This is a genomic window from Motiliproteus sp. SC1-56 (assembly GCF_017309075.1).
GTDB lineage: Bacteria > Pseudomonadota > Gammaproteobacteria > Pseudomonadales > Balneatricaceae > Motiliproteus.
In genome coordinates this window covers 141,943-164,409 of sequence record NZ_JAEMGS010000005.1, presented here as the reverse complement: position 1 = coordinate 164,409, position 22,467 = coordinate 141,943, and the positions used below count along the sequence as shown (strand labels likewise).

The window sequence follows — 22,467 nt, the reverse complement described above, 5'->3', positions numbered from 1 at the left end:
TGATCCGACTTCCCCCGGGCACCGGGACTTGGAGACTCCCTGGGGGTTCCCGTGTTCGCTTGGCGCTCGCGTCAGATCTTATTCGGCTCGGCTTAGGTGCCGGGCCACCCACTTCTCTATACCTACGATCAAGTAAATGGAGAGGCTGACCCCGAGGATCCGCAGCCACTGCTCGCCACCGATCGGTGCGCTGCCAAGGGCCGTGTTCATGGCCGGGGCATAGGTGTAGAGCAGCTGCAGTCCGATCATGGTGGCGACCCCCAGCAGCAGCCAGGGGTTGCTGAAAACGCCGAGGTGGAGCATGGAGTAGCGCAGGGAACGGCAGTTGAACAGGTAGAAGAGTTCGCCGAAAACGAAGACGTTCACCGTCACCGTGCGGGCCAGGGTCTCGCTGCTGCCCTGAGCCAGCTCCCAGCGGAAGAGACCGTAGGCGCCGAGCAGCAACAGCAGGCCCACCAGGGCGATCCGCACCAGTAGCGCCGTTGAGAGCAGGCTTGCGCGCGGGTCGCGGGGCGGGCGCGCCATGAGGTCCGGTTCCTTGGGTTCGAAGGCCAGCATCAGGCCCAGCAGCACCGCGGTGGTCATGTTGATCCAGAGGATCTGTACCGGCAGGATCGGCAGGGTGATGCCGGCCAGCACGGCGCTGAGAATGACCAGCCCTTCGCCCAGGTTGGTGGGCAGGGTCCAGGTGATAAACTTGACCAGGTTATCGTAAACCCCGCGACCCTCTTCCACCGCCGCCCGAATCGAGGCGAAATTATCGTCGGTGAGCACCATGTCCGCCGCTTCCTTGGAGACCTCGGTGCCGGTGATGCCCATCGCCACGCCGATATCGGCCCGGCGCAGGGCCGGGGCATCATTGACCCCGTCCCCGGTCATTGCAACCACCTGGCCTCTGGCCTGCAGCGCCTGCACCAGTCGCAACTTCTGCTCCGGCGCTACCCGGGCAAAGACCGCCCTCGCTGCGGCCACGGCTTCCAGGGCGCGGAAATCCAGTGCCTCCAGCTCAGACCCCGTTATCACCGCCTCCCCGTCCTGGGATATACCCACCTGGCGGGCGATGGCGCTGGCGGTGGCGGCATGGTCGCCGGTGATCATCTTGACCTGGATGCCGGCCTCGCGGCAGGCGGCGACCGCTTCTGCCGCTTCCGGACGCGGCGGGTCGATCATGCCCTGCAGGCCCAGCAACGTGAGCCCGCTCTCGACGTCCCGGTGATGCAGCGTCTCAGGCGCCCGTGTCCGTTCGTCTCGGGCGAAGGCCAGTACTCGCATGCCCTGGCGGGCCAGCGCTGTTACTTGCCCGTGCCAGTGGTCAAAGTCCAACGGGATCCGCTCGCCGCGGTTATCCAGTGCATACTCGCAGCGTTGCAGCAGGCTTTCGGCGGCGCCCTTGAGGTAGGTGTGATACCTGCCCTTCTCGTTCCGGTGCAGGGTCGCCATGTACTGGTGTTGCGACTCAAAGGGAATGCTGTCGATGCGGGGCAGCCCGAGGTCGGCTAAATAAAGGCCTGCCTTGTGCGCCACCGTGATCAGGGCACCTTCGGTGGGGTCCCCCTCGACCCGCCAGCTGCCATCTGCATCCCTGGCCAGCTTGGCATCATTGCACAGCAGGCCGGCTACCAGGCACTCACGCACCGCCGCTAGGCCTGTCGGGTCGACGGGTTGCCCGGCACGGCTGAAATGACCGTCCGGCACATAGCCGACACCGCTGACCGCCAGTGTCGCGCCACCGGCATAGACGCGTTGTACCGTCATCTGGTTCTCGGTAAGGGTCCCGGTTTTGTCGGAGCAGATAACGGTGGTGCTGCCCAGGGTCTCTACCGCCGGTAACTTGCGGATGATGGCATTGCGGTGGGCCATTTTTGCGACGCCAATGGCCAGGGTGATGGTCAGTGCTGCCGGCAGGCCTTCGGGAATGGCACCCACCGCCAATGCCACCGAGGCCATGAACATCTCGACCCAGGACCCACCGTGCAGCAAACCTACCCCAAAGGTGAGTGCCGCTAGGCCAAGAATGGCGTAAAGCAGCACCCGGCTGAAGCGGGTGATACGGCGGGTGAGGGGGGTTGCCAGCACATCGGCGGTGTTGATCAGCGCGTTGATCCTGCCGATTTCGCTCCCGTCGCCGGTGGCGACGACCACGCCCAGGGCCGTGCCGCAGGTTACCAGGGTGGAGCTATAGACCATGTTGCCCCGGTCGGCCAGGGGGCAGGCTGGGGGGCGGGGGTGCGTGTCTTTTGCCACCGGCAGGGATTCGCCGGTTAACGCTGATTCATTGACCTTCAACTCACGGCAGCGCAGCAGGCGCAGGTCCGCCGGCACCTTGTCGCCGGAACTGAGCAGGACAATATCCCCGGGGACCAGGGCTTCTGAGCGTTGTCGCCGGGTGCTGCCGTCCCGCAGCACCCTGGCCTCGCTGGTCATGGCATGGGAGAGGGCGCGGATCGCCCTCAGAGCGCGGGATTCCTGGATATAGCCGATCACCGCATTGACCAGCACCACGGTAAAGATCACGCCGGCGTCGACCCACTCGCCCAACAGGCTGGTCACCAGCGTGGCGCCCAGCAGAATGTAAATGAGAGGCTGCCCAAGCTGCTGCAAAAACACCCGCCAGGCAGGCGCGTCCCGCTTCGACGTCAGGGTGTTGAGGCCGTGTTCCTGCAATCGTTGTTCGGCGGCGGCGCTGCTCAGCCCTTCGTGTACCGAGGTGGCCAGTCGCCGGACGACCTCGTCTTCTTTCAGGCAGTGCCATTGGGTGGGGCTGCGTTCCATTCCCTGCCTTCTGCGCATCCTTGATCGAGAAAATACGGCGGTTCCCTCATGGAACCGGGCCGCTTCAAGTATGGTCGGCGCTTTCCTGTGAGAACAGGGAGTTGGGGTGTCAGGGGCCGGCGTGCGCTGCAGCTTCAAGGCGCCTTGTCAATAATCTTTGACTCGCTGTTGATTATTGACATTGACGGAAAGGGGACGAATACGTTACTTTAGCCGCGTCGCTCCACAAGGGCAGACACCCGCAAGAGCCGGAACTTCCGGATAACAACAAAAACTTGCACCACTCGCTGTGATCCAGCGGGGGAAGGGCTTAATTATCATGATGATGTCACCTGTTACTCATGCTGTACCTCCCGGCTTTCGGGATTTCCTCTCCGTTCTGGTTGCCGTTTCGAGCAGGCTTTTTGATCGACGCCGGCCGTAACTGAACCAACTCCACAATTTCTAATAATTAATCGTACGAAACCGCGGTTTCTTTGGCGGTGAGTACGCGCTTGTTTCCTGCTCCGGAGGAATCCATGACTGCAAGCTCCACAACTGCCAGCGCCGGCGTTGCCAACGGCCAGCCCGCGGCGCGACTCTGGTCTTCACGTTTTGCCTTTATTCTTGCCGCTACCGGCTCCGCTGTCGGCCTGGGCAATATCTGGAAGTTTCCCTACATCACCGGCGAAAACGGCGGCGGCGCCTTTGTGCTGGTGTACCTGTTCTGTATCGCGTTGATCGGCCTGCCCATTATGATGGGCGAGGTGCTCATCGGCCGCCGCGGGCACCATAATCCGATCAACAGCATGCGCAGCCTGGCTCTCAGCGACGGGCGTTCCAGCCGCTGGCAGGGGCTGGGCTGGATGGGGGTTATCGCCTCTTTTATCATCCTGTCGTTCTATTCCGTCATCGGCGGCTGGGCCGTCTCTTACGTGGGCAGCAGCGCCTCTGGCGCTTTTGTCGGCGCCGACGCTGATCAGGTAGGTGGGATTTTTGGAAACCTGCTGGCCAGCCCCGGTGATCTCTTGCTGTGGCACACGGTGTTCATGGCGATGGTGATCGTCGTGGTCGCCCGCGGCGTGCGCGCGGGCCTGGAAAAGGCAGTGACCCTGCTGATGCCGGCCCTGTTCGTGCTGTTGCTGCTGATGGTCGGCTACGCTATGACCACCGATCACTTCGGTGCCGGTGTCGACTTTCTGTTCACCCCCGACTTCTCCAAGCTGACCACTGAGGGCATCCTGACCGCCATGGGCCACGCCTTCTTTACTCTCAGCCTGGGTATGGGCGTGATGATGGCCTACGGCTCCTACCTGCCCCGGGAGGTTTCGATCGTCAAGGTCAGCATCGCCGTCTCCTTCATGGATACCCTGGTGGCGTTGCTGGCGGGGCTGGCAATTTTCCCCATCGTCTTTGCCACCGGCCTTGAGCCGGGCGCGGGTCCCGGCCTGATTTTCCAGACACTGCCCCTGGCCTTCGGGCAGATGACCGGCGGCGCCTTCTTCGGCACCCTGTTCTTCGTGCTGCTGGTATTCGCCGCCTGGACCTCCGCCATCTCCCTGCTGGAGCCGCTGGTTTCCTGGCTGGAAGAGCACAAGGACGTCAACCGTCTGGCCAGCACCCTGGGCGCTGGCTTTATGGTTTGGCTGTTGGGCATCGCCTCCATTCTTTCGCTTAACCTGTGGTCCGATTTCCACCCGCTGGGCATGTTCACCATGTTCGAAGGCAAGACGATCTTTGATCTGCTGGACTTCTTTACCGCCAACGTGATGCTGCCCTTGGGCGGGCTGCTGGTGGCCCTGTTTGTGGGCTGGGGAATGAAACGCGCCTCGGTTGAGAGTGAGCTGGGCATGGAGAGCTCCGTTGCCTTCTCCCTCTGGTACGGGCTGGTGCGTTACGTGACTCCGCTGGGCGTGCTGGTTGTCTTCGTGTACAACCTGGCCTGATCCCCGCGCGATTAGATCCAACGGCGTCAGGTGTTCCTGACGCCGTTTTTTTTCGCCTGAGCAAGGGGTTGGTTAATGCGGCTGGTCGTGAAGGTCAGCGGCTGAGTGCTGCCTTTTGTTGCGGCGCGGAATTAATGTGCTGCAGCAAATTAATAAAAAGCATGTTTTTTTTTCATTAGGAAAATGGATGGCCACCTCTATACTGGAATCAAGCTCTTAGGAGCAAAAGGCTCTAACCACTGATGTACACGCGAGTGCGCACCAGTGTCAGAGGAAAGAACGGGGTCCCGGTTTTCCGGGCGCCCCGTTTTTTTATGCCCGAATTTCCGCCTTGGGGGAGGGCCGCCGGTCCGCCCGTTATCCTTCACGGAGCGGTCATGGCTGCCGGGCCTAGAACAGCCCGGCGTTGAGCCAGAGGTGAACGGCCACGCTTGCGATATAGCCCGCCAGGATCGCCGGAAGCCACTTCAGGTGACCGAAAAAGGTGTAGATGCCGCGGGCCTGGCCCATCAGGGCAACCCCGGCCGCTGAGCCGATGGAGAGCAGGCTGCCGCCAACGCCGGCGGTAAGGGTGATCAGCAGCCAGTGGCCGTGGGACATCTGGGGATCCATGGTCAGCACGGCGAACATCACCGGGATGTTATCGACGATGGCTGACAGAATCCCCAGGGCGATGTTGGCGCTGGTGGGGTCCCACTGGGTGTAGAGCACTTCCGACATCATCGCCAGGTATCCCATGAACCCCAGGCCGCCAACGCACATGATAACCCCGTAAAAAAACAGCAGCGTGTCCCACTCCGAGCGGGCCACGCGGCTGAACACGTCGAAGGGCACCACCCCACCCAGGTAGCGCAACCGCTCCGTGTCGCCGGCAAGTTCGGCCGCGTGGCGCTTGCGGGCCAGAGAGCGTGGCAGGGTCATGCGCAGGTAATAGCCGAAAAACTGGAGGTAACCGAGGCCGGCCATCATCCCCAGCACCGGCGGCAGGTGAAGGAAGGTGTGAACCGACACCGCGGTGGCTATCGAGAGCAGAAACAGCAGGCCGATGCGCCGTGCGCCGCGCTTGAGTTCCACCTGTTCGGTCTGGGGCGCGGGGTGGCGGTTTTCAACGGCGAAACTCATGATGGCGGCCGGGACCAGGAAGTTGGCCAGGGAAGGTAAAAAGAGGGCAAAGAACTCGGCGAAATCCACTTTCCCCGCCTGCCACACCATCAAGGTTGTGATGTCGCCAAAAGGGCTGAACGCGCCGCCGGCGTTGGCCGCGATCACAATGTTGATGCAGCAGAGGTTGATAAAGCGGTTGTCGCCCTCCGCCACTTTCATGACGACGGCGCACATCAGCAGCGCGGTGGTCAGGTTGTCGGCAACCGGTGAGATAAAAAAGGCCAGGGTCCCGCTGAGCCAGAACAGACCGCGGTAACTGAACCCTTTCTCCACCATCCAGGCGCGGAGCGTATCGAACAGGCGTCGCTCCTCTAGGGCGTTGATGTAGGTCATGGCCACCAGCAGGAAGAGCATCAGCTCGGAGAATTCCAGCAGGGTGTGTTCGTAGGCGGCCTCGGTGACCTCCGGCATCCCCTCCTGCACGTAGATCCAGCCGATGACGGCCCAGATGATGGCGGCACCCACCAGCACCGGTTTGGATTTGCGCAGGTGCAGGCGTTCCTCGGCCATGACCACAAGGTACGCGATCACGAAGACCACCAGTGCGAAGTACCCCGCGCCGGTGGCTGTCAGATCCAGCGGGCCGCTGGAGGCATGGGTCGGGAAAGCGAGGAGTGTTAACGGCAGTAGAGGCAGGTAAAGGTGTGGACGCATGGGTGAGAAATCCCCTTCAAAAATAACTATCAGGCATGCTTTTTATGCCAAAAAGTATAGCTGGCCCGGCGCTCTCCGAGCGCTCGCAGGGGGAGGCGTTGGCCCGGTTAAGTTTCCCTGTAACCGTGGGTTAGCCCATGTTTTCCCTGTCTTCGACCTTGGTAGTACTGACGGAGATCAACTTTGCGATAACCCCACTTTTTAAAAGGAGCTGATTTTCCGTATGATGACGCCCACTTAACGCAGTGGTATGGACACCTCTTTGCAGGAGGCAGCGGCGATCGGCAGGTCGTCAACGGCTGGGATGCACTACGACCCCGGCCAACCAAGGTCCGGGGCAGAATAACCAAATAAAAACGGGTAGCCCCATGTTGTCACGACTGACTATTGCGCAACGCATCTGGCTTATCGCTATTGTCGCGCTGGCGGTTTTTGCCAGCACCTTCCTTTACCAAACTTTTCAGAAGCGCACCGCCCTGCTGACAGCCAAGCAGGATAAGCTGGTGGCGGTGGTCGAGACTGCCTATGGCATCGTCGAGTCGGCCCACGCGCGGGTCCAGGCCGGGGAGTTGAATGAAACCGAAGCCCAGGCTCAAGCCATGGCGGCAGTCGGGCAGCTCCGTTACCAGGGAACTGAATATTTCTGGATCAACGACATGGGGCCCACCATGGTGATGCACCCCATCAAGCCGGCGCTGGACGGCAAGGACCTGTCCACCATCAAGGACCCCAACGGTAAGGCCCTGTTTACCGCTTTCGTTGCCAAGGTGCGCAGCGAGGGGGCGGGTTTTGTCGATTACTTCTGGCCCAAGCCCGGGCACGAGGAGCCGGTGGCCAAGCTCTCCTACGTGAAAGGGTTTCAGCCCTGGGGCTGGATCGTGGGCAGCGGTGTCTACATCGATGACGTGGACCAGGAGTTCGCGGCGGATTTGAAATCAAACAGTATTGTCCTGGGGCTGCTGTTGTTGACCCTGGGCGCGGCTTTCTACGGGATTATCCGTGCGGTGGTGCGTCCCTTGGAGGCGACCAGCCTGGCCATGCAGGAGATTGCCAAGGGGGATGGCGACCTCACTGTGCGGATGCCGGTCAAGGGGCGCGATGAGTTGGCGTCCCTGGCCAGCGGCTTCAACGCCTTTGCTGATAAAGTGCAGGCGGTGGTCAACAATGTCCGCTCCTATGGCGATCGCGTGGTGACTTCCGCCGAGCAGTTGGCGGTGGTGACCGAGCAGTCCAACGGTGCGCTGCAGTCCCACAAGGACGAGACCCACCAGGTCGCGACGGCGGTGACCGAAATGAGCGCGACGATCCAGGAGGTGGCTCAGAACGCGGCCCAGGCCGCGCAGGCGGTTCAGGACGCGCAGCAGAAGGCACTGGCCGGCAAAACCGTGGTGGACGGCAGCGTCGCCTCGATCACCGCCCTGGCCGGTTCCGTGGAGAAAGCCGCCAACTCGATCAAGACCCTGGAGTCCGAAGTGCACAATATCGCCGGTATTCTGGACGTGATCCGGGCCATCGCCGACCAGACCAACCTGCTGGCGCTCAACGCGGCCATTGAAGCGGCCCGTGCCGGCGAGCAGGGGCGGGGCTTTGCCGTGGTTGCCGACGAAGTGCGCTCCTTGGCGCAACGGACCCAGGAGTCCACCGAGGAAATCCAGACCATGATCGAGCAGCTGGAGAGCGAGGCCAAGGGCGCCGTGGCGGTGATCCTGGCAGGGCGCGACGAGGCGGAAACCAGCGTCTCCCGGGCGACAGAGGCCGGCCAGACCCTGGGCGAAATCACCGAGGATATTCTGCGTATCGCCGACATGAACACCCAGGTCGCCTCGGCCACCGAGGAGCAGAGCGCGACCGTGGAGATGATCAGCGAGCACGTCAACAACATCAACAGCGCCTTCGAGGAGACCGCCGGTGGCACCGAGGAGGTCTGCGCCGCGGGCGTTGAACTTCAGCGGGTGGCCGAGGGGCTCGAAAAGGAGCTGTCTCACTTCAAGGTTTAACGCGCTGCGTTTTCGGCCCGGTGCGCCCTCGGGGTGTGCCGGGCTTTTTTGTGCCTGCTCACCGCGCAGGTGTGGGGACGGGAGGATGAGCGTTGGGCGAAGGCCCGCGGCTTTATCGGTGTGAACGTGAGGCGAGCCGGCGCAGGCGGGCAGCCTGCGCCGGGGGGAGAACCCTGGCGAGCCTTAGCTCTGTGTTGCCGGCAGCATCCAGCGGTCGAGTTCGGCGATATCCTCTGGGCTCAGGGTGCCCAGGGCCTGCTTGAAGCGAAACACGTTGGTCACGTAGTTGTAGCGGGCGTCGGCGTAATCGCGCCGGGCCTGGTACAGCTGCCGTTCGGCCTCCAGTACATCGACCACGTTGCGGGTGCCCACCTCGAAGCCGGCCGAGGTCGCTTCCAGGGCGGTCTCGCTGGAGCGGATCGTCTGCAGGCGGGCCTCGATGGTCGCCTGGTCCGTGCGCAGGTCCCGGAACAGGTTGCGGGTCCGTTCGACCACTTCCCGGTAGGTGTCTTCGCGGCTCTGGACGGCGACCTCCAGTTCGGCCAGGGCCGCCCGTTGCCGGGAGCTGATAAAGCCGCCCTGGTAGAGGGGCATGTTCAGCGAAAGGCCGATGGAGCGGGTGTCGCCCTCGAAGGTGGGGCTGTCTTCGTCGCTGTAGCTGGCGGTCAGGTCCAGGGTCGGATAGCGGGCGGCGCCCCCGGCCTTGGAGGCCTGGCGGGCGGCTTCCACGCTCTGGGTGCTGACCCGCAGGGCCAGGTTGTTCTGGATCGCCTTGTCGACCCAGGGTTGCGGAAGATCGGGCTCGAGGGGTTGGACCGGGAAATTCGGGTTCAGCGGCGAGACCTGGCGATAGTCCTGTCCGGTCAGGCGCTTGAGGGCTTGGTAGCTGTTGTCCAGCGCCCCCTCGGCGATAATGCGCAAGACCCGGGTGTTGTCGTAGGCGGCCTGGGCTTCCTGAACATCGGTGACCGCAATCAGACCGACGTCGAACTGGGCGCTGACCTGATCCAGGCGTCGTTTCACCGCCTTTTCCTGCGCCTCCGCCGTGATCAGGTCGGTGCGGGCGCGCAGCACCCCCAGGTAGGCCTGGACGGTGCGCAGAATCAGTGCCTGCTGGGCTTCGGCGAAGCGCAGCGCGGCCTGCTCCCCCAGCTCCTGGGCCTGCTGGAACTGGAACCAGGATTCGGCGCGGAACAGCGGTTGGCTCAGGCTGATGCTGAAGCCGTGGGTATTACCGTCGCTGGCGCCGAAAAGGCCGTTATCGGCATCCGTTTCCCGATAGGCGGTGTTGGCGGACAGACCGAGGTTGGGCAGCAGGGCGGCACGATTCTGGCTGACCACTTCCCAGTCGGCCTGAAAGCGCGCCTCGGCGGCTTTGAGCTGGGGGTCATTCTCCAGGGCCTGGCGGTAGACCTCGGCCAGCAATTCAGCGCGCACCGGCAGGGCGAGGGCGGCCGCCAGGGGGATCAGCGACAGGGGTTTGAGTTTCAAGGTCAGCTCCTTTGCAGACGATCAGGTTGGGGCAACGGCTCCACCGGCTTCAGCCCCAGCTTGCCCAGCAGGCTGTAGACGGTGGGCACCACGAAGAGGGTGAGCAGGGTGCCGAAGAGCATCCCGCCGACGATCACCCAGCCAATCTGGTGGCGGCTTTCGGCGCCCGCCCCTTCGGCCAGCGCCAAAGGTAACACACCCAGCACGGTGGCGCCCGTGGTCATGAGGATCGGGCGCAGGCGCAGGGTGGCGGCTTCCACCAGGGCTTCAATCCGCTCCTTGCCCTGCTGTTGCAGCTGATTGGCGAACTCGACGATCAGGATGCCGTGCTTGCTGATCAGGCCGACCAGGGCGATCAGCCCGATCTGGCTGTAAACGCTGAGGCTGGCGCCGGTACTGGTAAGGGCGAAGAGCCCGCCGAGCAGGGCCGGCGGCACCGCGATCAGGATGATCAGGGGCGCACGGAAACTCTCGAACTGGGCAGCCAGCACCAGGTAGATGAAAGCCAGGGCCATCAGGAAGGTCACCTCCAACTGGCTGCTGGAGCTCTTGAACTCCCGGGACTCGCCGGCGTAGTCGATCTGCACCCGGTCGCTCACCTCGGCCACGGTCTGCTCCAGGAACTCCAGCGCCTTGTCCAGGCTCACGCCCGGGGCCAGGTTGGCCTGGATAGTGACTGACTTCATCTTGTTGAAGTGGTGCAGTTCGCGGGGCGCCACGCTCTCTTCCACCTGCACCAGGTTGGCCAGCTGGATCATGGCGCCGTCATCGCCGCGCACGTAAACGTTGGTCAGGTCCTCGGGGTTGGAGCGATCCACATCCTCCACCTGCAGAACGACGTTGTACTGCTCGCCTTCACGCTTGAAGCGGGTGACCTCACGCCCGGCCATCAGGGTCTCCAGGGTGCGACCGATGGTCTCCACCCGGGTGCCCACGTCGGCGACCTTGTCCCGGCGCATGGCGACCCGCAGCTCGGGTTTGTTGAGCTTGAGGTTGGAGTCCGGCTGCACGAACAGTCCGCTCTGGTAGACCTTGGCCATAACCTGGTCGGTGATCGCGCTCAGCTCCTGATAGCTGCTGGTACTCTGGATCACGAACGAGACCGGCCGGTTGACGATGCTCTGTCCCAGCGACGGCGGGTTCAGAGGGAAGGACATGGTGCCGGTGATGCCGCCGTACATCTTGGGCATCAGCTCCTGGGCGATGGACTGCTGGCTACGCTCGCGCTGTTCCCAGGGCTTGAGGCCGAGAAAGCCGATGGACTGGGTGCTGGAGGGGAAGCCGACGATCATGAAGTAACGGTCGCCCTCCTCGACGCTGGCGAAGAGCTTCTCCACCTGGCGGGCATAGCGGTCCATGAAGGAGACGGAGGCACCGTCGGGGGCCATGGAGAAGGCGATGATGGTGCCGCGGTCCTCCACCGGTGCCAGCTCGCGGGGCAGTTGCTGGTAGAAGACCCAGGCACCCCAGAGGGAGAGGGCAACCAGCCCCAGCATCAGCGGCCGCAGCCGCAGGGTCAGGGTCAGTAGCCAGCGATAGCCCCGGGCCAGGCCGTGCAGCCCCCGCTCAAAGAGGTTGTAAAGCGCGCTGTGCTTGGACTGGTGCTTGAGCAGCCGCGAGCACATCATCGGCGAGAGGGAGAGGGCGATGAAGGTGGAGACCACCACTGCCGCGGCCAGGGTCAGCGCGAATTCGGTGAATAGCATGCCGGTGCGCCCCGGGGTAAAGGCCACCGGAACGAACACCGCCACCAGGGTCAGGGTGGTGGCGATCACCGCAAAGGCGATCTCCCGGCTGCCGCGAAAGGCTGCCTGGATCGGGTCCATCCCGGATTCCACGTGGCGGTAGATGTTCTCCAGCATGACGATGGCGTCGTCCACCACCAAGCCGATCGCCAGCACCAGGGCCAGCAGTGTCAGGGTGTTGATGCTGAAGTCCAGGGCGTACATCAGGGCGAATGCGCCGACCAGGGAGACCGGGATGGTGACCATGGGAATCAGGGTGGCGCGCAGGTTGCGCAGGAACAGGAAGATCACCAGCACCACCAGACCCGCCGCCTGGATAAGGGTGCTGAGGACGGCGTCGATGGACTCGGCAATAAAGAGTGAGGAGTCGTAGGCGATGGCTACCTTCATGCCCTCGGGGAGCAGGGCCTGGATCTTGGGCAGCTCCGCGCGCACGCCGCTGGAAACGTCCAGCGGGTTGGCGGTGGACTGCTTGACTACGCCGAGCGCCACTGCGCTTTCGCCCTTGAAACGGGTGATGCGGCGTTCATCCTCGGGGCCGATCTCGACCCGGGCTACGTCGCCCAGGCGTACCGGGTAGCCGTCCTCGGTGCGAATGATGATGCGCTCGAATTCGGCGACGCTGTTGAGATCGGTTTCGCTGAGAATGCTGAACTCGCGCGCCTGGCTCTCGATGCGTCCGGCCGGCACCTCCAGGTTCTGTTGGCGCAGGGCGTTCTCGATGTCCTGCACGGTGGTGTTGTAGGCTGCCATCCGGGTACGGTCCAGCCAGACCCGCATGGCGTAACGGCGTTCGCCGAAAATCTGCACGTTGGCCACTCCCGGCACCACCTGCAGGGGGTCCTTGACCTGGCGCTCGGCGAAGTCGGTCACGTCGAGGGAATTATGCCGGTCGCTGGAGAAGGCCAGGTACATGATCGGCTGGGCGTCGGCCTCCACCTTGGCCACCACCGGCTCGTCGATGTCGTCGGGAAGGCGTCCGCGGACCCGGCCCACCCGGTCACGGACGTCGCTGGCGGCGGCGTCGGCGTCGCGGTCGAGCTTGAAGGTGACGGTGATCTGGCTGGTTTCGGAGCGGCTGACCGAGGTCATGAAATCAATGCCTTCGACGCCCGAGAGCGAATCTTCCAGCACCTCGGTGACCTGGGTCTCCATGATCGCGGCATTGGCGCCGGGGTAGCGGGTCTCCACGGTGATCACCGGCACGTCGATGTTGGGGTATTCGCGCACCGTGAGCCGGTCGTAGGCGATGATGCCCACCAGTAACACCAGCAGGTTGATTACCGTGGCGAAGACCGGGCGTTTAATGCTGAGGTCGGAGAGCACCATCAGGAGCGACCTCCGGCGGTGGCCTGGGACTCGTCGACGAAGATCGGGGTGAGGGGGGCGCCGGGACGCAGCTTGAGCTGGCCGGCGGTGACCACCACGTCACCGGCCTCGAGGCCGCTGAGTACTTCGACCTGACCCTGGCTGCGCTGGCCGAGGGTCACCGCCACCTGCGCTACCTTGCCGTCTTCGACCCGGTAGACGAAGAAATTCTGACCCTGGGGGAGAATCGCCTGCTCGGGCAGCATCAGGGCGGCGTCCTTGCGCTCGAGGATCAGGCGCACCCGGGCAAACAGCCCCGGCTGCAGCTTGCCGTCCGGGTTGGCGATACGGGCCCGCACCTGCAGGCTGCGACCACGCTCGTCCAGGCGCGGGGCGCTGGCGTAGATCTCGCCCTCGAAGATCTGCCCCGGAAAGGCGTCGGTGGTGATCTCAACGGTCTGCCCGACGTTGATCTGGGCAAGGTAGACCTCGGGCACCCGGAATTCGACCTTGAGCCGCTCTAGATCGACCAGCTCGACCAGGTCGTCACCGGCGCGCACGTAATCGCCGACGCTGACGTTGCGCAGCCCCATGACGCCGGAAAAGGGGGCGTAGAGGGTCATCTTTTCCAGTTCGGTGCGGGCGCGGTTGACCCGGGCCCGGTAGATGTTCAGTTGCGCCTGCGCCTTGTCGCGCTCGTGCTGGGAGCCCAGCTTGCGGCTGAGCAGTTGCTCGGCCTGGTCGTACTCCACCTGGCTCAACCGGCGGCTGGCTTCGACCTCGGCCAGGGTGGCGCGGTAGCTGGAGTCTTCCAGGGTGAAGAGCTTGTCGCCGCGGGTCACGGGCTGCCCTTCCTGAAAGTGAATGGCGCCGATGCGGCCGGTCAGTTCGGGACTGATAATCGCCGACTCGTTGGCTTTGAGGCTGCCGATGGCTTCCAGGTCGCGGACCAGTGGCTGGGGCTGGACCCGGACCACCTCGGCGGGCAGGCCCTTGGGCGCTTCCTGGGCCGGCGCCACGGGGGCGGAAAGCGCAGCCAGTAGGAGCAGTAGCGAGCGTGTGATCAGGGGCATGGCGTCGTTCCTTATTATGAACATCAGTTGTGTGGAGCTTTTAACAGGTTGTCGAAGAGCAGCTCGGCCACCTGGCGTAAGGGGGTGGTGGAGCGGTTGACCTTCATGCGCAGCATGGCGCCTTGCCAAGCGTCCCAGAACAGGCAGGCCAGTGCCCGGGGCGGCAGGTCCCGGCGCACGCTCCCCTGTTGCTGTGCGGTGGCGAAATCGGCTTCCATCAAGTCGAGAACCTCTTCGCTGGAGGCCTGGATGGCGCTGCGGAAATAGGGGCTGCAGGCGGCCAGTTCGCCGCTGAGATTGGCGATCAGGCAACCCACTTTCTGTTCCTGGGCATCGTACTCGTCGATCAGGGTGCTGATGCAGCGGCGCATCTCGGCGAGACGGTCGCCCTCGCTTCCCTTGATCTTGCTTTCCCAGCGTTTGAACTCCAGGGCACGGTAGTGGTGAATAATCTCCACCGCAAAATGCTCCTTGGAGTCGAAATAGTGGTAAAAGGAGCCCTTGGGTACGCCGGCAGCCGCGAGGATCTCTTTCAGGCCGGTGCCATGGTAGCCCTGGCGGTTGAAGAGCTCGAGGCCATTTTGTAGCAGCAGCTCCCGGGTCTGGGCCTGCTTGGGATTCTCGGACATGATTAGACCGGTCGTCTAGTAAAAGGTCCGCATTATGGGTCGGGCTGGGCACTCTGTCAATTTCAGGGGTAGTGCTCGGTTGTAACAACGTTGCGGGCGAACCCGGTCCGCGGGGCTTCGCTAAACGCCCGAGTAAGAATCAGCAGGGGGACGGTAAACGAAAAAGCCCGGCCAAGGCCGGGCTTTTTTGAGCGCGTCGGGGAGAGGGCGGGATCAGCCTTCCAGGGCGCGCTTGATGCGGGCGATGGCGTCTTCCAGCACCTTGAGGCTGGTGGCGAAGGAGAGGCGCATCTGGCCGGGCGCGCCGAAGGCGGAGCCGGGGACCAGGGCGACGCCCGCTTCGTTGAGCAGGAACTCGGCCAGGGCGATGTCGTCTTCGAAAGCGGGGTTGGCGTCGATGACCTTCTGGAAGCTCGGGAAGGCGTAGAAGGTGCCATCGGCGGGAATGCACTCCACTCCTTCGATTTCGTTCAGGGCATTTACCACGAAATCGTGGCGTTGCTTGAACGCTTTAAGCATCTCGGCAACGCAGTCCTGGGAGCCTTCCAGTGCCGTTTGGGCCGCCACCTGGGAGATGGAGGTGGGGTTGGAGGTGCTCTGGGACTGGATCTTTTTCATCGCTGCGATCAGCTTCTGCGGCCCGGCCGCGTAACCGATTCGCCAGCCGGTCATGGAGTAGGCCTTGGAAACGCCGTTGAGCACCACGGTGCGGTCATAGAGTTCGGGGCAGGCCATGACGATGTTTACGAAAGGCTCCTCGCCGAAGAGGATGTGCTCGTACATGTCATCGGTGGCAATCAGGATGTTGGGGTGCTTTTTCAGTACTTCACCCAGCGCCTCCAGTTCGGCGCGGGTATAGGCGACGCCGGAGGGGTTGGAGGGGCTGTTGAGAACCACCAGGCGGGTCTTGGGGGTGATCGCCATCTCCAGCTGCTCGGGGGTGATCTTGAAACGCTGCTCCTGGGAGGTGCGGATGATCACCGGGACGCCGTCGGCGACGGCGACCATGTCGGGGTAGGAGACCCAGTACGGCGCGGGAATCACCACCTCGTCGCCGGGGTTGATCAGCGCCAGGCTCATGTTGAAGAAGCTCTGCTTGCCGCCGCAGGAAACGAGAATCTGGGCGGGCTCGTAGTTCAGGCCGTTGTCGCGCTTGAACTTGGCGATGATCGCCTTCTTCAGGGCAGGGGTGCCGTCCACCGCAGTATACTTGGTGAATCCGTTGTCCAGAGCCTGCTTGGCGGCGGCTTTGATGTGTTCGGGGGTGTCGAAGTCGGGCTCGCCGGCGCCAAGGCCGATAATATCTTTACCTGCCGCGCGTAGTTCGGCCGCTCGGTTGGTCACGGCCAGGGTGGGGGAGGGCTTGATGTTCTGTACGCGGTCTGAAAGTTGCACGTCCAAGCTTCTATCCTCTTGATTGGAGAGTGGGTCTGTCCGAGCGCTGTACCCTGCGCCCGAGTAAATTTTATAATCATACCGGATTTAAACAGGGGCCGAAAACTGCATGAGCGACAAATTCACCGTCCATTCCCGCTTCCAGCCCGCCGGCGATCAACCGGGTGCGATCAAGGCATTACACCAGGGGGTTGAGGCGGGGCTGGCTGCCCAGACCCTGCTCGGGGTGACCGGTTCGGGAAAGACCTTTACTGTCGCCAATTTGGTGCAGCGAGTGCAGCGGCCAACCATTGTCCTGGCGCCCAACAAGACCTTGGCGGCCCAGCTCTACGGTGAGTTCAAGGAGTTCTTCCCGGACAATGCGGTGGAGTATTTCGTCTCCTATTACGACTACTACCAACCGGAAGCGTACGTGCCCGCCTCGGATACCTATATCGAAAAGGACGCCTCGATAAACGAGCATATCGAGCAGATGCGCCTCTCTGCCACCAAGGCGCTGCTGGAGCGGGACGATGCCATCATAGTCGCCACTGTCTCCTCTATCTACGGGCTGGGGGACCCCCGTGCCTACCTGCAGATGGTGATGCACCTGGACCGGGGGGATCGGGTCGATCAGCGCTTTATTCTGCGCCGCCTGGCAGAGCTGCAGTACACCCGTAATGATCTGGAGCTGCACCGGGCCACCTACCGGGTGCGGGGGGATGTGATCGACATCTTTCCCGCGGAATCGGAAAAGGAAGCGATCCGGGTCGAGCTCTTTGATGATGAAGTTGAGGAGATCAGTTTTTTCGATCCGCTCACCGGCGAGACGTTGCGCAAGGTGCCGCGGGTGACCGTCTATCCCAAGTCCCACTATGTTACGCCTCGGGAGACGCTGGTGGCGGCGGTCGAGCACATCCGCGAGGAGTTGCGTGAGCGCCTGGCCCGGCTCCGTGAAAACAACAAACTGGTGGAGGCGCAGCGTCTGGAGCAGCGGACCAATTTCGATATGGAGATGATTCTCGAGCTGGGTTACTGCAACGGTATCGAGAACTATTCCCGCTACCTCTCCGGGCGCCGGCCCGGCGAGGCCCCTCCCACTCTGTTCGACTACCTGCCGGATAATGCCTTGTTGGTGATCGACGAGTCCCACGTCACCATCCCCCAATTGGGCGCCATGTATAAGGGAGACCGCTCACGCAAGGAGACTCTGGTGGAGTTCGGGTTCCGGCTGCCCTCTGCGCTGGACAACCGGCCGATGCGGTTCGAGGAGTGGGAGCGCATTGCTCCCCAGGCCGTTTACGTCTCGGCGACGCCGGGACCTTATGAGGAGGCGCACGCGGGACAGGTAGTCGAGCAGGTGGTGCGGCCCACCGGGCTGGTAGATCCGGCCATCGAGGTGCGTCCGGCCCAGAGCCAGGTGGATGATCTGCTGTCGGAGATCAACCAGCGGGTGGCCCAGCAGGAACGGGTGTTGGTGACCACCCTGACCAAGCGCATGGCCGAGGACCTCACCGAGTATCTTGCCGAGCACGGGGTGCGGGTGCGCTATCTGCATTCGGATATCGACACCGTTGAACGGGTGGAGATTATCCGCGACCTGCGCATCGGCGAGTTCGACGTGCTGGTGGGAATCAACCTGCTACGCGAAGGCCTGGATATGCCCGAGGTCTCCCTGGTGGCGATTCTAGATGCCGATAAAGAGGGGTTTTTGCGCTCTGAGCGGTCGTTGATCCAGACCATTGGTCGAGCGGCGCGGAATCTCAACGGCAAGGCGATTCTCTACGGTGACCGGGTGACCGGCTCCATGCAGCGGGCCATTGACGAGACCGAGCGGCGACGCGCTAAGCAGATCGCATTTAACGAGGAGCACGGGATCACCCCCAAAGGGGTCTTCAAGTCGGTGGCTGATATCCTCGAGGGGGCACGGGTGCCGGGCAAGAAGCCGGGGCGCGGAGCGCGCAAGGTGGCCGAACCCGCTGCTGAATATACGGTTGAGCCGGCCAAGATGTCGGCCAAGGAGTTGGCTCGGGCCATCAGTCGGCTTGAGGACAGAATGTTCGAGGCGGCGAAGAACCTGGAGTTCGAGCAGGCGGCGGCTTACCGGGACGAGCTGCAAAACCTCAAGCAGCACGCCCTGGTGGGGCAGGGATAAGGCTTTAGCCGGGGTACGGGTCAGCCAAGAAAGCGACAGCCGGTTGTCGCTTGAGAGCCTTCTATATAACGCACCCTGGCGCGGGCTTGACCGCGCATTGGGGCGATGCTGAAGCGGCGTCCCTGGCGGGTGTCTTCAGTATCGCGGGTCTGGTTGCTTGACGAACGCGGGGCTGGCTGAGCCGTTTGTGTGTCGTGCGCTGGCATCGGCGTATCGCTCTTGCAGCCCCGGTTAATCGTGGAGGTGCTCAGCGGCGTAGAGGGTGTTCTCCATCAACGTGGCCACCGTCATGGGGCCGACACCGCCCGGAACCGGGGTGATCCAGGCCGCGCGCTGGGAAGCGCTTTCGAACTCCACGTCGCCCACCAGTCGACCGTCGTCGAGGCGGTTAATCCCCACGTCGATCACGATCGCGCCTTCCTTGATCCATTCGCCTTTGACCAGTCCGGGCTTGCCGACGCCAACGACGACGATATCGGCCCGGTTGACCTTGCCGGCCAGGTCCTGGGTAAAGCGGTGGGTGGTGGTGGTAGTGCAGCCGGCGAGCAGCAGTTCGAGGGACATGGGGCGTCCGACGATGTTGGAGGCGCCGACCACGCAGGCGTCGAGCCCGCGGATGGGAACGCCGGTGGATTCCAGCAGGGTGATCACCCCTTTGGGAGTGCAGGGACGCAGGACGGGCATGCGCTGGGCCAGCCTTCCCAGGTTAAAGGGGTGAAACCCGTCCACGTCTTTATCGGGGCGGATCCGCTCCAGTATCTGATTGGCGTCCAGGTGTTCGGGTAGGGGGAGCTGGACCAGGATGCCATCGATGCGCGGCGCGGCATTCAGTTCGTCGATCAGGGCCAGCAGATCTTCCTGGCTGGTCTCAGCGGGCAGGTCGTAGGCGGTGGATTCGATACCGACCTCTTGGCAGGCCCGGCGTTTGTGGCTGACATAGACTTCCGAGGCCGGGTCGTGGCCGATCAATACCACCGCCAGCCCCGGGGCGCGTTTGCCCGCCTGGATTCGCTGGGCGATGGCAGTCTTAACCTGGTCTTTTACCTGTTGGGAAACTTTCTTGCCGTCAATGATTTGTGCGGTCATGGAGGGAGTGTCCGTTGCCTCTTGGTCGGTCGCGTACGTTGGGCGGCAATTCTCGCATGTAACGGGCTATAGGCAAAGCGCAGGGCGGCTTTTAGTTGGTCTTGGGGTGTCTTTCGCGGGGCTAAAAAGAGGTTGACCGCAAAAATAGGCGGCTGTAATATGCGCACCTCCTTGAGATGTCGGTCCCCCTTGGGGGCGCAGTTCACGGGGTATAGCGCAGTCTGGTAGCGCGCCTGCTTTGGGAGCAGGATGTCGGGAGTTCGAATCTCTCTACCCCGACCATTTCGACGTCGTTTGGGAGCGGGATTCATTGTGCGCCCTTAGCTCAGCTGGATAGAGCAACGGCCTTCTAAGCCGTAGGTCACAGGTTCGAATCCTGTAGGGCGTGCCATCGGCGGCCCGGTTATACATTGATGGTGGGCGTAGCTCAGTTGGTAGAGCCCCGGATTGTGATTCCGGTGGTCGTGGGTTCGAGCCCCATCGCCCACCCCATTAATGTATGTGCGGACGTGGTGAAATTGGTAGACACGCCAGATTTAGGTTCTGGTGCCGCAAGGTGTGGGAGTTCGAGTCTCCCCGTCCGCACCAAGTGCTGGAATATAGTGGTGGGCGTAGCTCAGTTGGTAGAGCCCCGGATTGTGATTCCGGTGGTCGTGGGTTCGAGCCCCATCGCCCACCCCATTCCTGCAGCTTCTTCTATCGTCTTTTGATTCTTCTGTTCTCTATTTCTTTTAATTTTCGCCTCCCTTGACTCCGTTCCCGGGATGCCGGAAAATTCCTCCTTTTTAATTTTTACCCCCGCTGGGCGCAAGCGTTGCCGTCGGGGCTACTCAGGCCCGCCGCGGTGGGATTCGCTTCAGGTTAGTTATCTTTTCTTTTGTGAGGAATTTTCATGCAAGTTTCTGTTGAGGCAACCTCTTCCCTTGAGCGCCAGATGACGGTTACCGTCCCCGCTGCCCGTATCGAGGAGGACGTCAACGCTCGGTTGCAACAGACTGCTCGCTCCGCCCGCATCGACGGCTTTCGTCCGGGCAAGGTGCCGCTGAAGGTGGTTAAACGCCGTTACGGCCGCGGTGTGCGTCAGGAGGTGCTGGGCGAGCTGATCCAGAACACCTTCTACGAGGCTGTGACCAAAGAGAATCTGAAGCCGGCCGGCGGGCCTTCTATTGAGCCCAAGCAGGACGCCGAGGGTGAGGACTTCGAATACGTCGCCACTTTTGAGGTTTATCCGGAAATCTCCCTGACTGACCTGGCCGGTGTGGAAGTCGAGAAGCAGACGGCGGAAGTGACCGACGCCGACGTGGACACCATGATCGAGACCCTGCGCAAGCAGCACACCGACTGGAAAGTTGCGGAGCGGGCGGCCGAGCAGGGTGACCGGGTCAACATCAACTTCGAAGGCTTCAAGGACGGTGAGGCCTTCGAGGGGGGCAAGGCCGAAGGCCATGAGCTGGTGCTGGGTTCCAACACCATGATTCCCGGTTTCGAAGATGGCCTGGTTGGTCTCAAGGCCGGTGATGAAAAGGACCTGGAGGTGACCTTCCCCGAGAAGTATCACTCCGAGGAGCTGGCTGGTCAGCCGGTGACCTTTAAAATCAAGGTTAATGAAGTATCTGCTCCCGAGCTTCCCGAACTGAACGCGGAGTTTTTTGCCAAGTTCGGTATCGAAGAGAGTGATCTGGAGGGTTTCAAGGCTGAGATCCGCAAGAACATGGAGCGCGAGGTCAAGCAGGCGCTGCATAGCAAGCTCAAGTCCAAAGTGATGGACGAGCTGGTCAAGGTCAATAACGTGGATGTGCCCAAGGCGTTGGTGGACGGCGAGATCGATCGTCTCCGTCAGCAGGCCGTGCAGCAGTTCGGTGGCGGCGCGCAGATCGATCCCAGCAACCTGCCGGCAGAGCTGTTTGAGGCTCAGGCCAAGCAGCGTGTAGCCATCGGCCTGCTGGTCGGCGAACTGATCCAGAGCAAAGAGCTGAAGGCCGATGCTGACCGGGTGCGCAGCACCATCGAGGAGATGGCCGAGACGTACCAGCAGCCGCAAGAGGTTATCGACTACTACTACGGTAACCAGGAGCAGCTGGCCCAGGTTGAGGCCCTGGTGCTCGAGGATCAAGTGGTCGACCTGCTGGTGGAGGGTGCCAAGGTAACCGAGGTCAGCATTTCCTACGAGGAGGCGATCAAGCCTGCTCCGCAGAAGGAAGAGGCGGCCGAGGAGAGCGAAGAGAAGGACGCTGAATAAGCTTCATTTTTCGCTTGGCCGAGGCTAAACTCGGTTTGAACAAAAAATTAGGCGGCAGCCGGCGCATCGCGCCGCCTGCCGTTTTTTCTCAGTAGCGGGCTTTCGCGGGAAAAGTCGCTGTACGATGGAGAAGAATCTATGCAGGATAAGTTGCAGGCCGAGCAAAACGGTTTGATTACGGCGTCCGGACTGGTGCCGATTGTGGTGGAGCAGACCGCGCGCGGTGAGCGCTCCTACGATATCTATTCCCGCCTGCTTAAGGAGCGGGTGATCTTTCTGGTCGGTCAGGTCGAAGACCATATGGCCAACCTGATTGTTGCCCAGCTGCTGTTCCTGGAGTCCGAAAACCCGGACAAGGACATTCATCTCTACATTAATTCTCCCGGCGGGGCGGTGACTGCTGGTCTTGCCATTTACGACACCATGCAGTTTATCAAGCCGGATGTGAGCACTATGTGTCTGGGGCAGGCGGCCAGCATGGGTGCGCTGCTGCTGGCTGGTGGTGCTGAAGGTAAGCGTCACTGCCTGCCGCACTCGCGCATGATGATTCATCAGCCGTTGGGTGGGTATCAGGGGCAGGCCACGGATATTGAGATTCACACGCGGGAGATTTTGACGGTTCGTGAGAAACTTAATCGCATCCTGGCTCGTCATACGGGACAGGATCTCGAGCAAATCGCCCAGGATACCGAGCGTGATAACTTCATGGACGGAGCAACGGCCAAAGAGTACGGTTTGATTGACTCCATTGTGGAGCAGCGCACGGCGGTGGAGTAATTGGCTAAAATATTCCTGCAGAGCTTGAAAAGCTAGGCTGAGATCTGCATTAATCGTTTAATGCACAAAGTTATTGCT

At 62.3% G+C, this 22,467-nt stretch carries 13 protein-coding genes and 5 tRNA genes; 10 read left to right on the top strand and 8 right to left on the bottom strand.

The window, feature by feature from the left end:
• Positions 1 to 78 precede the first annotated feature (78 nt).
• Entirely contained in the window at positions 79 to 2,772 is a 2,694-nt protein-coding gene (locus JGZ97_RS07275) for a cation-transporting P-type ATPase (protein ID WP_255537732.1), read from the bottom strand.
• A 518-nt stretch (positions 2,773 to 3,290) separates the two neighbouring features.
• On the opposite strand from JGZ97_RS07275, the gene JGZ97_RS07270 reads away from it, so the two are divergent.
• Positions 3,291 to 4,697 carry a sodium-dependent transporter gene (locus JGZ97_RS07270; RefSeq protein ID WP_207061957.1) on the top strand — a complete coding sequence of 469 codons (1,407 nt, stop codon included), beginning with the start codon at positions 3,291 to 3,293 and terminating at the stop codon, positions 4,695 to 4,697.
• A 390-nt stretch (positions 4,698 to 5,087) separates the two neighbouring features.
• On the opposite strand, the gene nhaD is transcribed toward JGZ97_RS07270, so the two are convergent.
• Positions 5,088 to 6,515 (bottom strand): sodium:proton antiporter NhaD, encoded by a 1,428-nt coding sequence (gene nhaD / locus JGZ97_RS07265; RefSeq protein WP_207061956.1) that lies wholly within the window; start codon positions 6,513 to 6,515, stop codon positions 5,088 to 5,090.
• Positions 6,516 to 6,883: 368 nt separating this feature from the next.
• Here nhaD and JGZ97_RS07260 point away from each other — a divergent pair, with 368 nt between their 5' ends.
• The gene (locus JGZ97_RS07260; protein WP_207061955.1) at positions 6,884 to 8,512 is read left to right on the top strand and encodes a methyl-accepting chemotaxis protein; all 1,629 of its coding nucleotides are present in this window, start codon (positions 6,884 to 6,886) and stop codon (positions 8,510 to 8,512) included.
• 183 nt (positions 8,513 to 8,695) lie between these two features.
• Here the strand turns inward: JGZ97_RS07260 and JGZ97_RS07255 are convergent, their stop codons facing one another.
• From JGZ97_RS07255 to JGZ97_RS07235, 5 genes are all read right to left on the bottom strand, one after another.
• Complete coding sequence (locus JGZ97_RS07255; RefSeq protein ID WP_207061954.1) at positions 8,696 to 10,003, bottom strand: TolC family outer membrane protein; 1,308 nt, start codon at positions 10,001 to 10,003, stop codon at positions 8,696 to 8,698.
• Between the two features lie 2 nt (positions 10,004 to 10,005).
• Positions 10,006 to 13,077, bottom strand: coding sequence for an efflux RND transporter permease subunit (locus JGZ97_RS07250; protein WP_207061953.1), 3,072 nt, complete (start codon positions 13,075 to 13,077; stop codon positions 10,006 to 10,008).
• Positions 13,077 to 14,129 carry an efflux RND transporter periplasmic adaptor subunit gene (locus tag JGZ97_RS07245; RefSeq protein ID WP_207061952.1) on the bottom strand — a complete coding sequence of 351 codons (1,053 nt, stop codon included), beginning with the start codon at positions 14,127 to 14,129 and terminating at the stop codon, positions 13,077 to 13,079. Before JGZ97_RS07245 ends, JGZ97_RS07250 begins: the two co-directional genes overlap by 1 nt.
• A gap of 23 nt (positions 14,130 to 14,152) precedes the next feature.
• Complete coding sequence (locus JGZ97_RS07240) at positions 14,153 to 14,758, bottom strand: TetR/AcrR family transcriptional regulator (protein ID WP_207061951.1); 606 nt, start codon at positions 14,756 to 14,758, stop codon at positions 14,153 to 14,155.
• 213 nt (positions 14,759 to 14,971) lie between these two features.
• Complete coding sequence (locus JGZ97_RS07235) at positions 14,972 to 16,159, bottom strand: pyridoxal phosphate-dependent aminotransferase (RefSeq protein WP_207061950.1); 1,188 nt, start codon at positions 16,157 to 16,159, stop codon at positions 14,972 to 14,974.
• 103 nt (positions 16,160 to 16,262) lie between these two features.
• On the opposite strand from JGZ97_RS07235, the gene uvrB reads away from it, so the two are divergent.
• Entirely contained in the window at positions 16,263 to 18,287 is a 2,025-nt protein-coding gene (uvrB, locus tag JGZ97_RS07230) for an excinuclease ABC subunit UvrB (protein WP_207061949.1), read from the top strand.
• Positions 18,288 to 18,518: 231 nt separating this feature from the next.
• Here uvrB and folD read toward each other — a convergent pair whose 3' ends face one another.
• A complete protein-coding gene (gene folD, locus JGZ97_RS07225) occupies positions 18,519 to 19,373 on the bottom strand; it encodes a bifunctional methylenetetrahydrofolate dehydrogenase/methenyltetrahydrofolate cyclohydrolase FolD (protein WP_207061948.1) in 855 nt (284 codons plus the stop codon).
• 205 nt (positions 19,374 to 19,578) lie between these two features.
• On the opposite strand from folD, the gene JGZ97_RS07220 reads away from it, so the two are divergent.
• The 7 genes from JGZ97_RS07220 (at position 19,579) to clpP (ending at position 22,389) form a co-directional block, all read left to right on the top strand.
• Positions 19,579 to 19,655: transfer RNA gene (locus tag JGZ97_RS07220), tRNA-Pro, on the top strand.
• Positions 19,656 to 19,687: 32 nt separating this feature from the next.
• Positions 19,688 to 19,764, top strand: a tRNA-Arg gene (locus tag JGZ97_RS07215).
• 25 nt (positions 19,765 to 19,789) lie between these two features.
• Positions 19,790 to 19,865, top strand: a tRNA-His gene (locus JGZ97_RS07210).
• 11 nt (positions 19,866 to 19,876) lie between these two features.
• Positions 19,877 to 19,961 (top strand) — tRNA-Leu (locus JGZ97_RS07205).
• Between the two features lie 17 nt (positions 19,962 to 19,978).
• Positions 19,979 to 20,054, top strand: a tRNA-His gene (locus tag JGZ97_RS07200).
• A 211-nt stretch (positions 20,055 to 20,265) separates the two neighbouring features.
• Positions 20,266 to 21,612, top strand: a complete 1,347-nt coding sequence (gene tig, locus JGZ97_RS07195) for a trigger factor (RefSeq protein ID WP_207061947.1) — start codon at positions 20,266 to 20,268, stop codon at positions 21,610 to 21,612.
• A gap of 138 nt (positions 21,613 to 21,750) precedes the next feature.
• Positions 21,751 to 22,389: an ATP-dependent Clp endopeptidase proteolytic subunit ClpP gene (gene clpP, locus JGZ97_RS07190; RefSeq protein WP_207061946.1), complete on the top strand. Its 639-nt coding sequence runs from the start codon at positions 21,751 to 21,753 to the stop codon at positions 22,387 to 22,389.
• Positions 22,390 to 22,467: the final 78 nt, after the last annotated feature.

Excerpts from the sequence above, each read along its gene's own strand:
- JGZ97_RS07275 (WP_255537732.1), bottom strand. The coding sequence starts at position 2,772 with ATGGAACGCAGCCCCACCCAATGGCACTGCCTGAAAGAAGACGAGGTC.
- JGZ97_RS07270 (WP_207061957.1), top strand. The coding sequence starts at position 3,291 with ATGACTGCAAGCTCCACAACTGCCAGCGCCGGCGTTGCCAACGGCCAG.
- nhaD (WP_207061956.1), bottom strand. The coding sequence starts at position 6,515 with ATGCGTCCACACCTTTACCTGCCTCTACTGCCGTTAACACTCCTCGCT.
- JGZ97_RS07260 (WP_207061955.1), top strand. The coding sequence starts at position 6,884 with ATGTTGTCACGACTGACTATTGCGCAACGCATCTGGCTTATCGCTATT.
- JGZ97_RS07250 (WP_207061953.1), bottom strand. The coding sequence starts at position 13,077 with ATGGTGCTCTCCGACCTCAGCATTAAACGCCCGGTCTTCGCCACGGTA.
- JGZ97_RS07245 (WP_207061952.1), bottom strand. The coding sequence starts at position 14,129 with ATGCCCCTGATCACACGCTCGCTACTGCTCCTACTGGCTGCGCTTTCC.
- JGZ97_RS07240 (WP_207061951.1), bottom strand. The coding sequence starts at position 14,758 with ATGTCCGAGAATCCCAAGCAGGCCCAGACCCGGGAGCTGCTGCTACAA.
- uvrB (WP_207061949.1), top strand. The coding sequence starts at position 16,263 with ATGAGCGACAAATTCACCGTCCATTCCCGCTTCCAGCCCGCCGGCGAT.
- folD (WP_207061948.1), bottom strand. The coding sequence starts at position 19,373 with ATGACCGCACAAATCATTGACGGCAAGAAAGTTTCCCAACAGGTAAAA.
- tig (WP_207061947.1), top strand. The coding sequence starts at position 20,266 with ATGCAAGTTTCTGTTGAGGCAACCTCTTCCCTTGAGCGCCAGATGACG.
- clpP (WP_207061946.1), top strand. The coding sequence starts at position 21,751 with ATGCAGGATAAGTTGCAGGCCGAGCAAAACGGTTTGATTACGGCGTCC.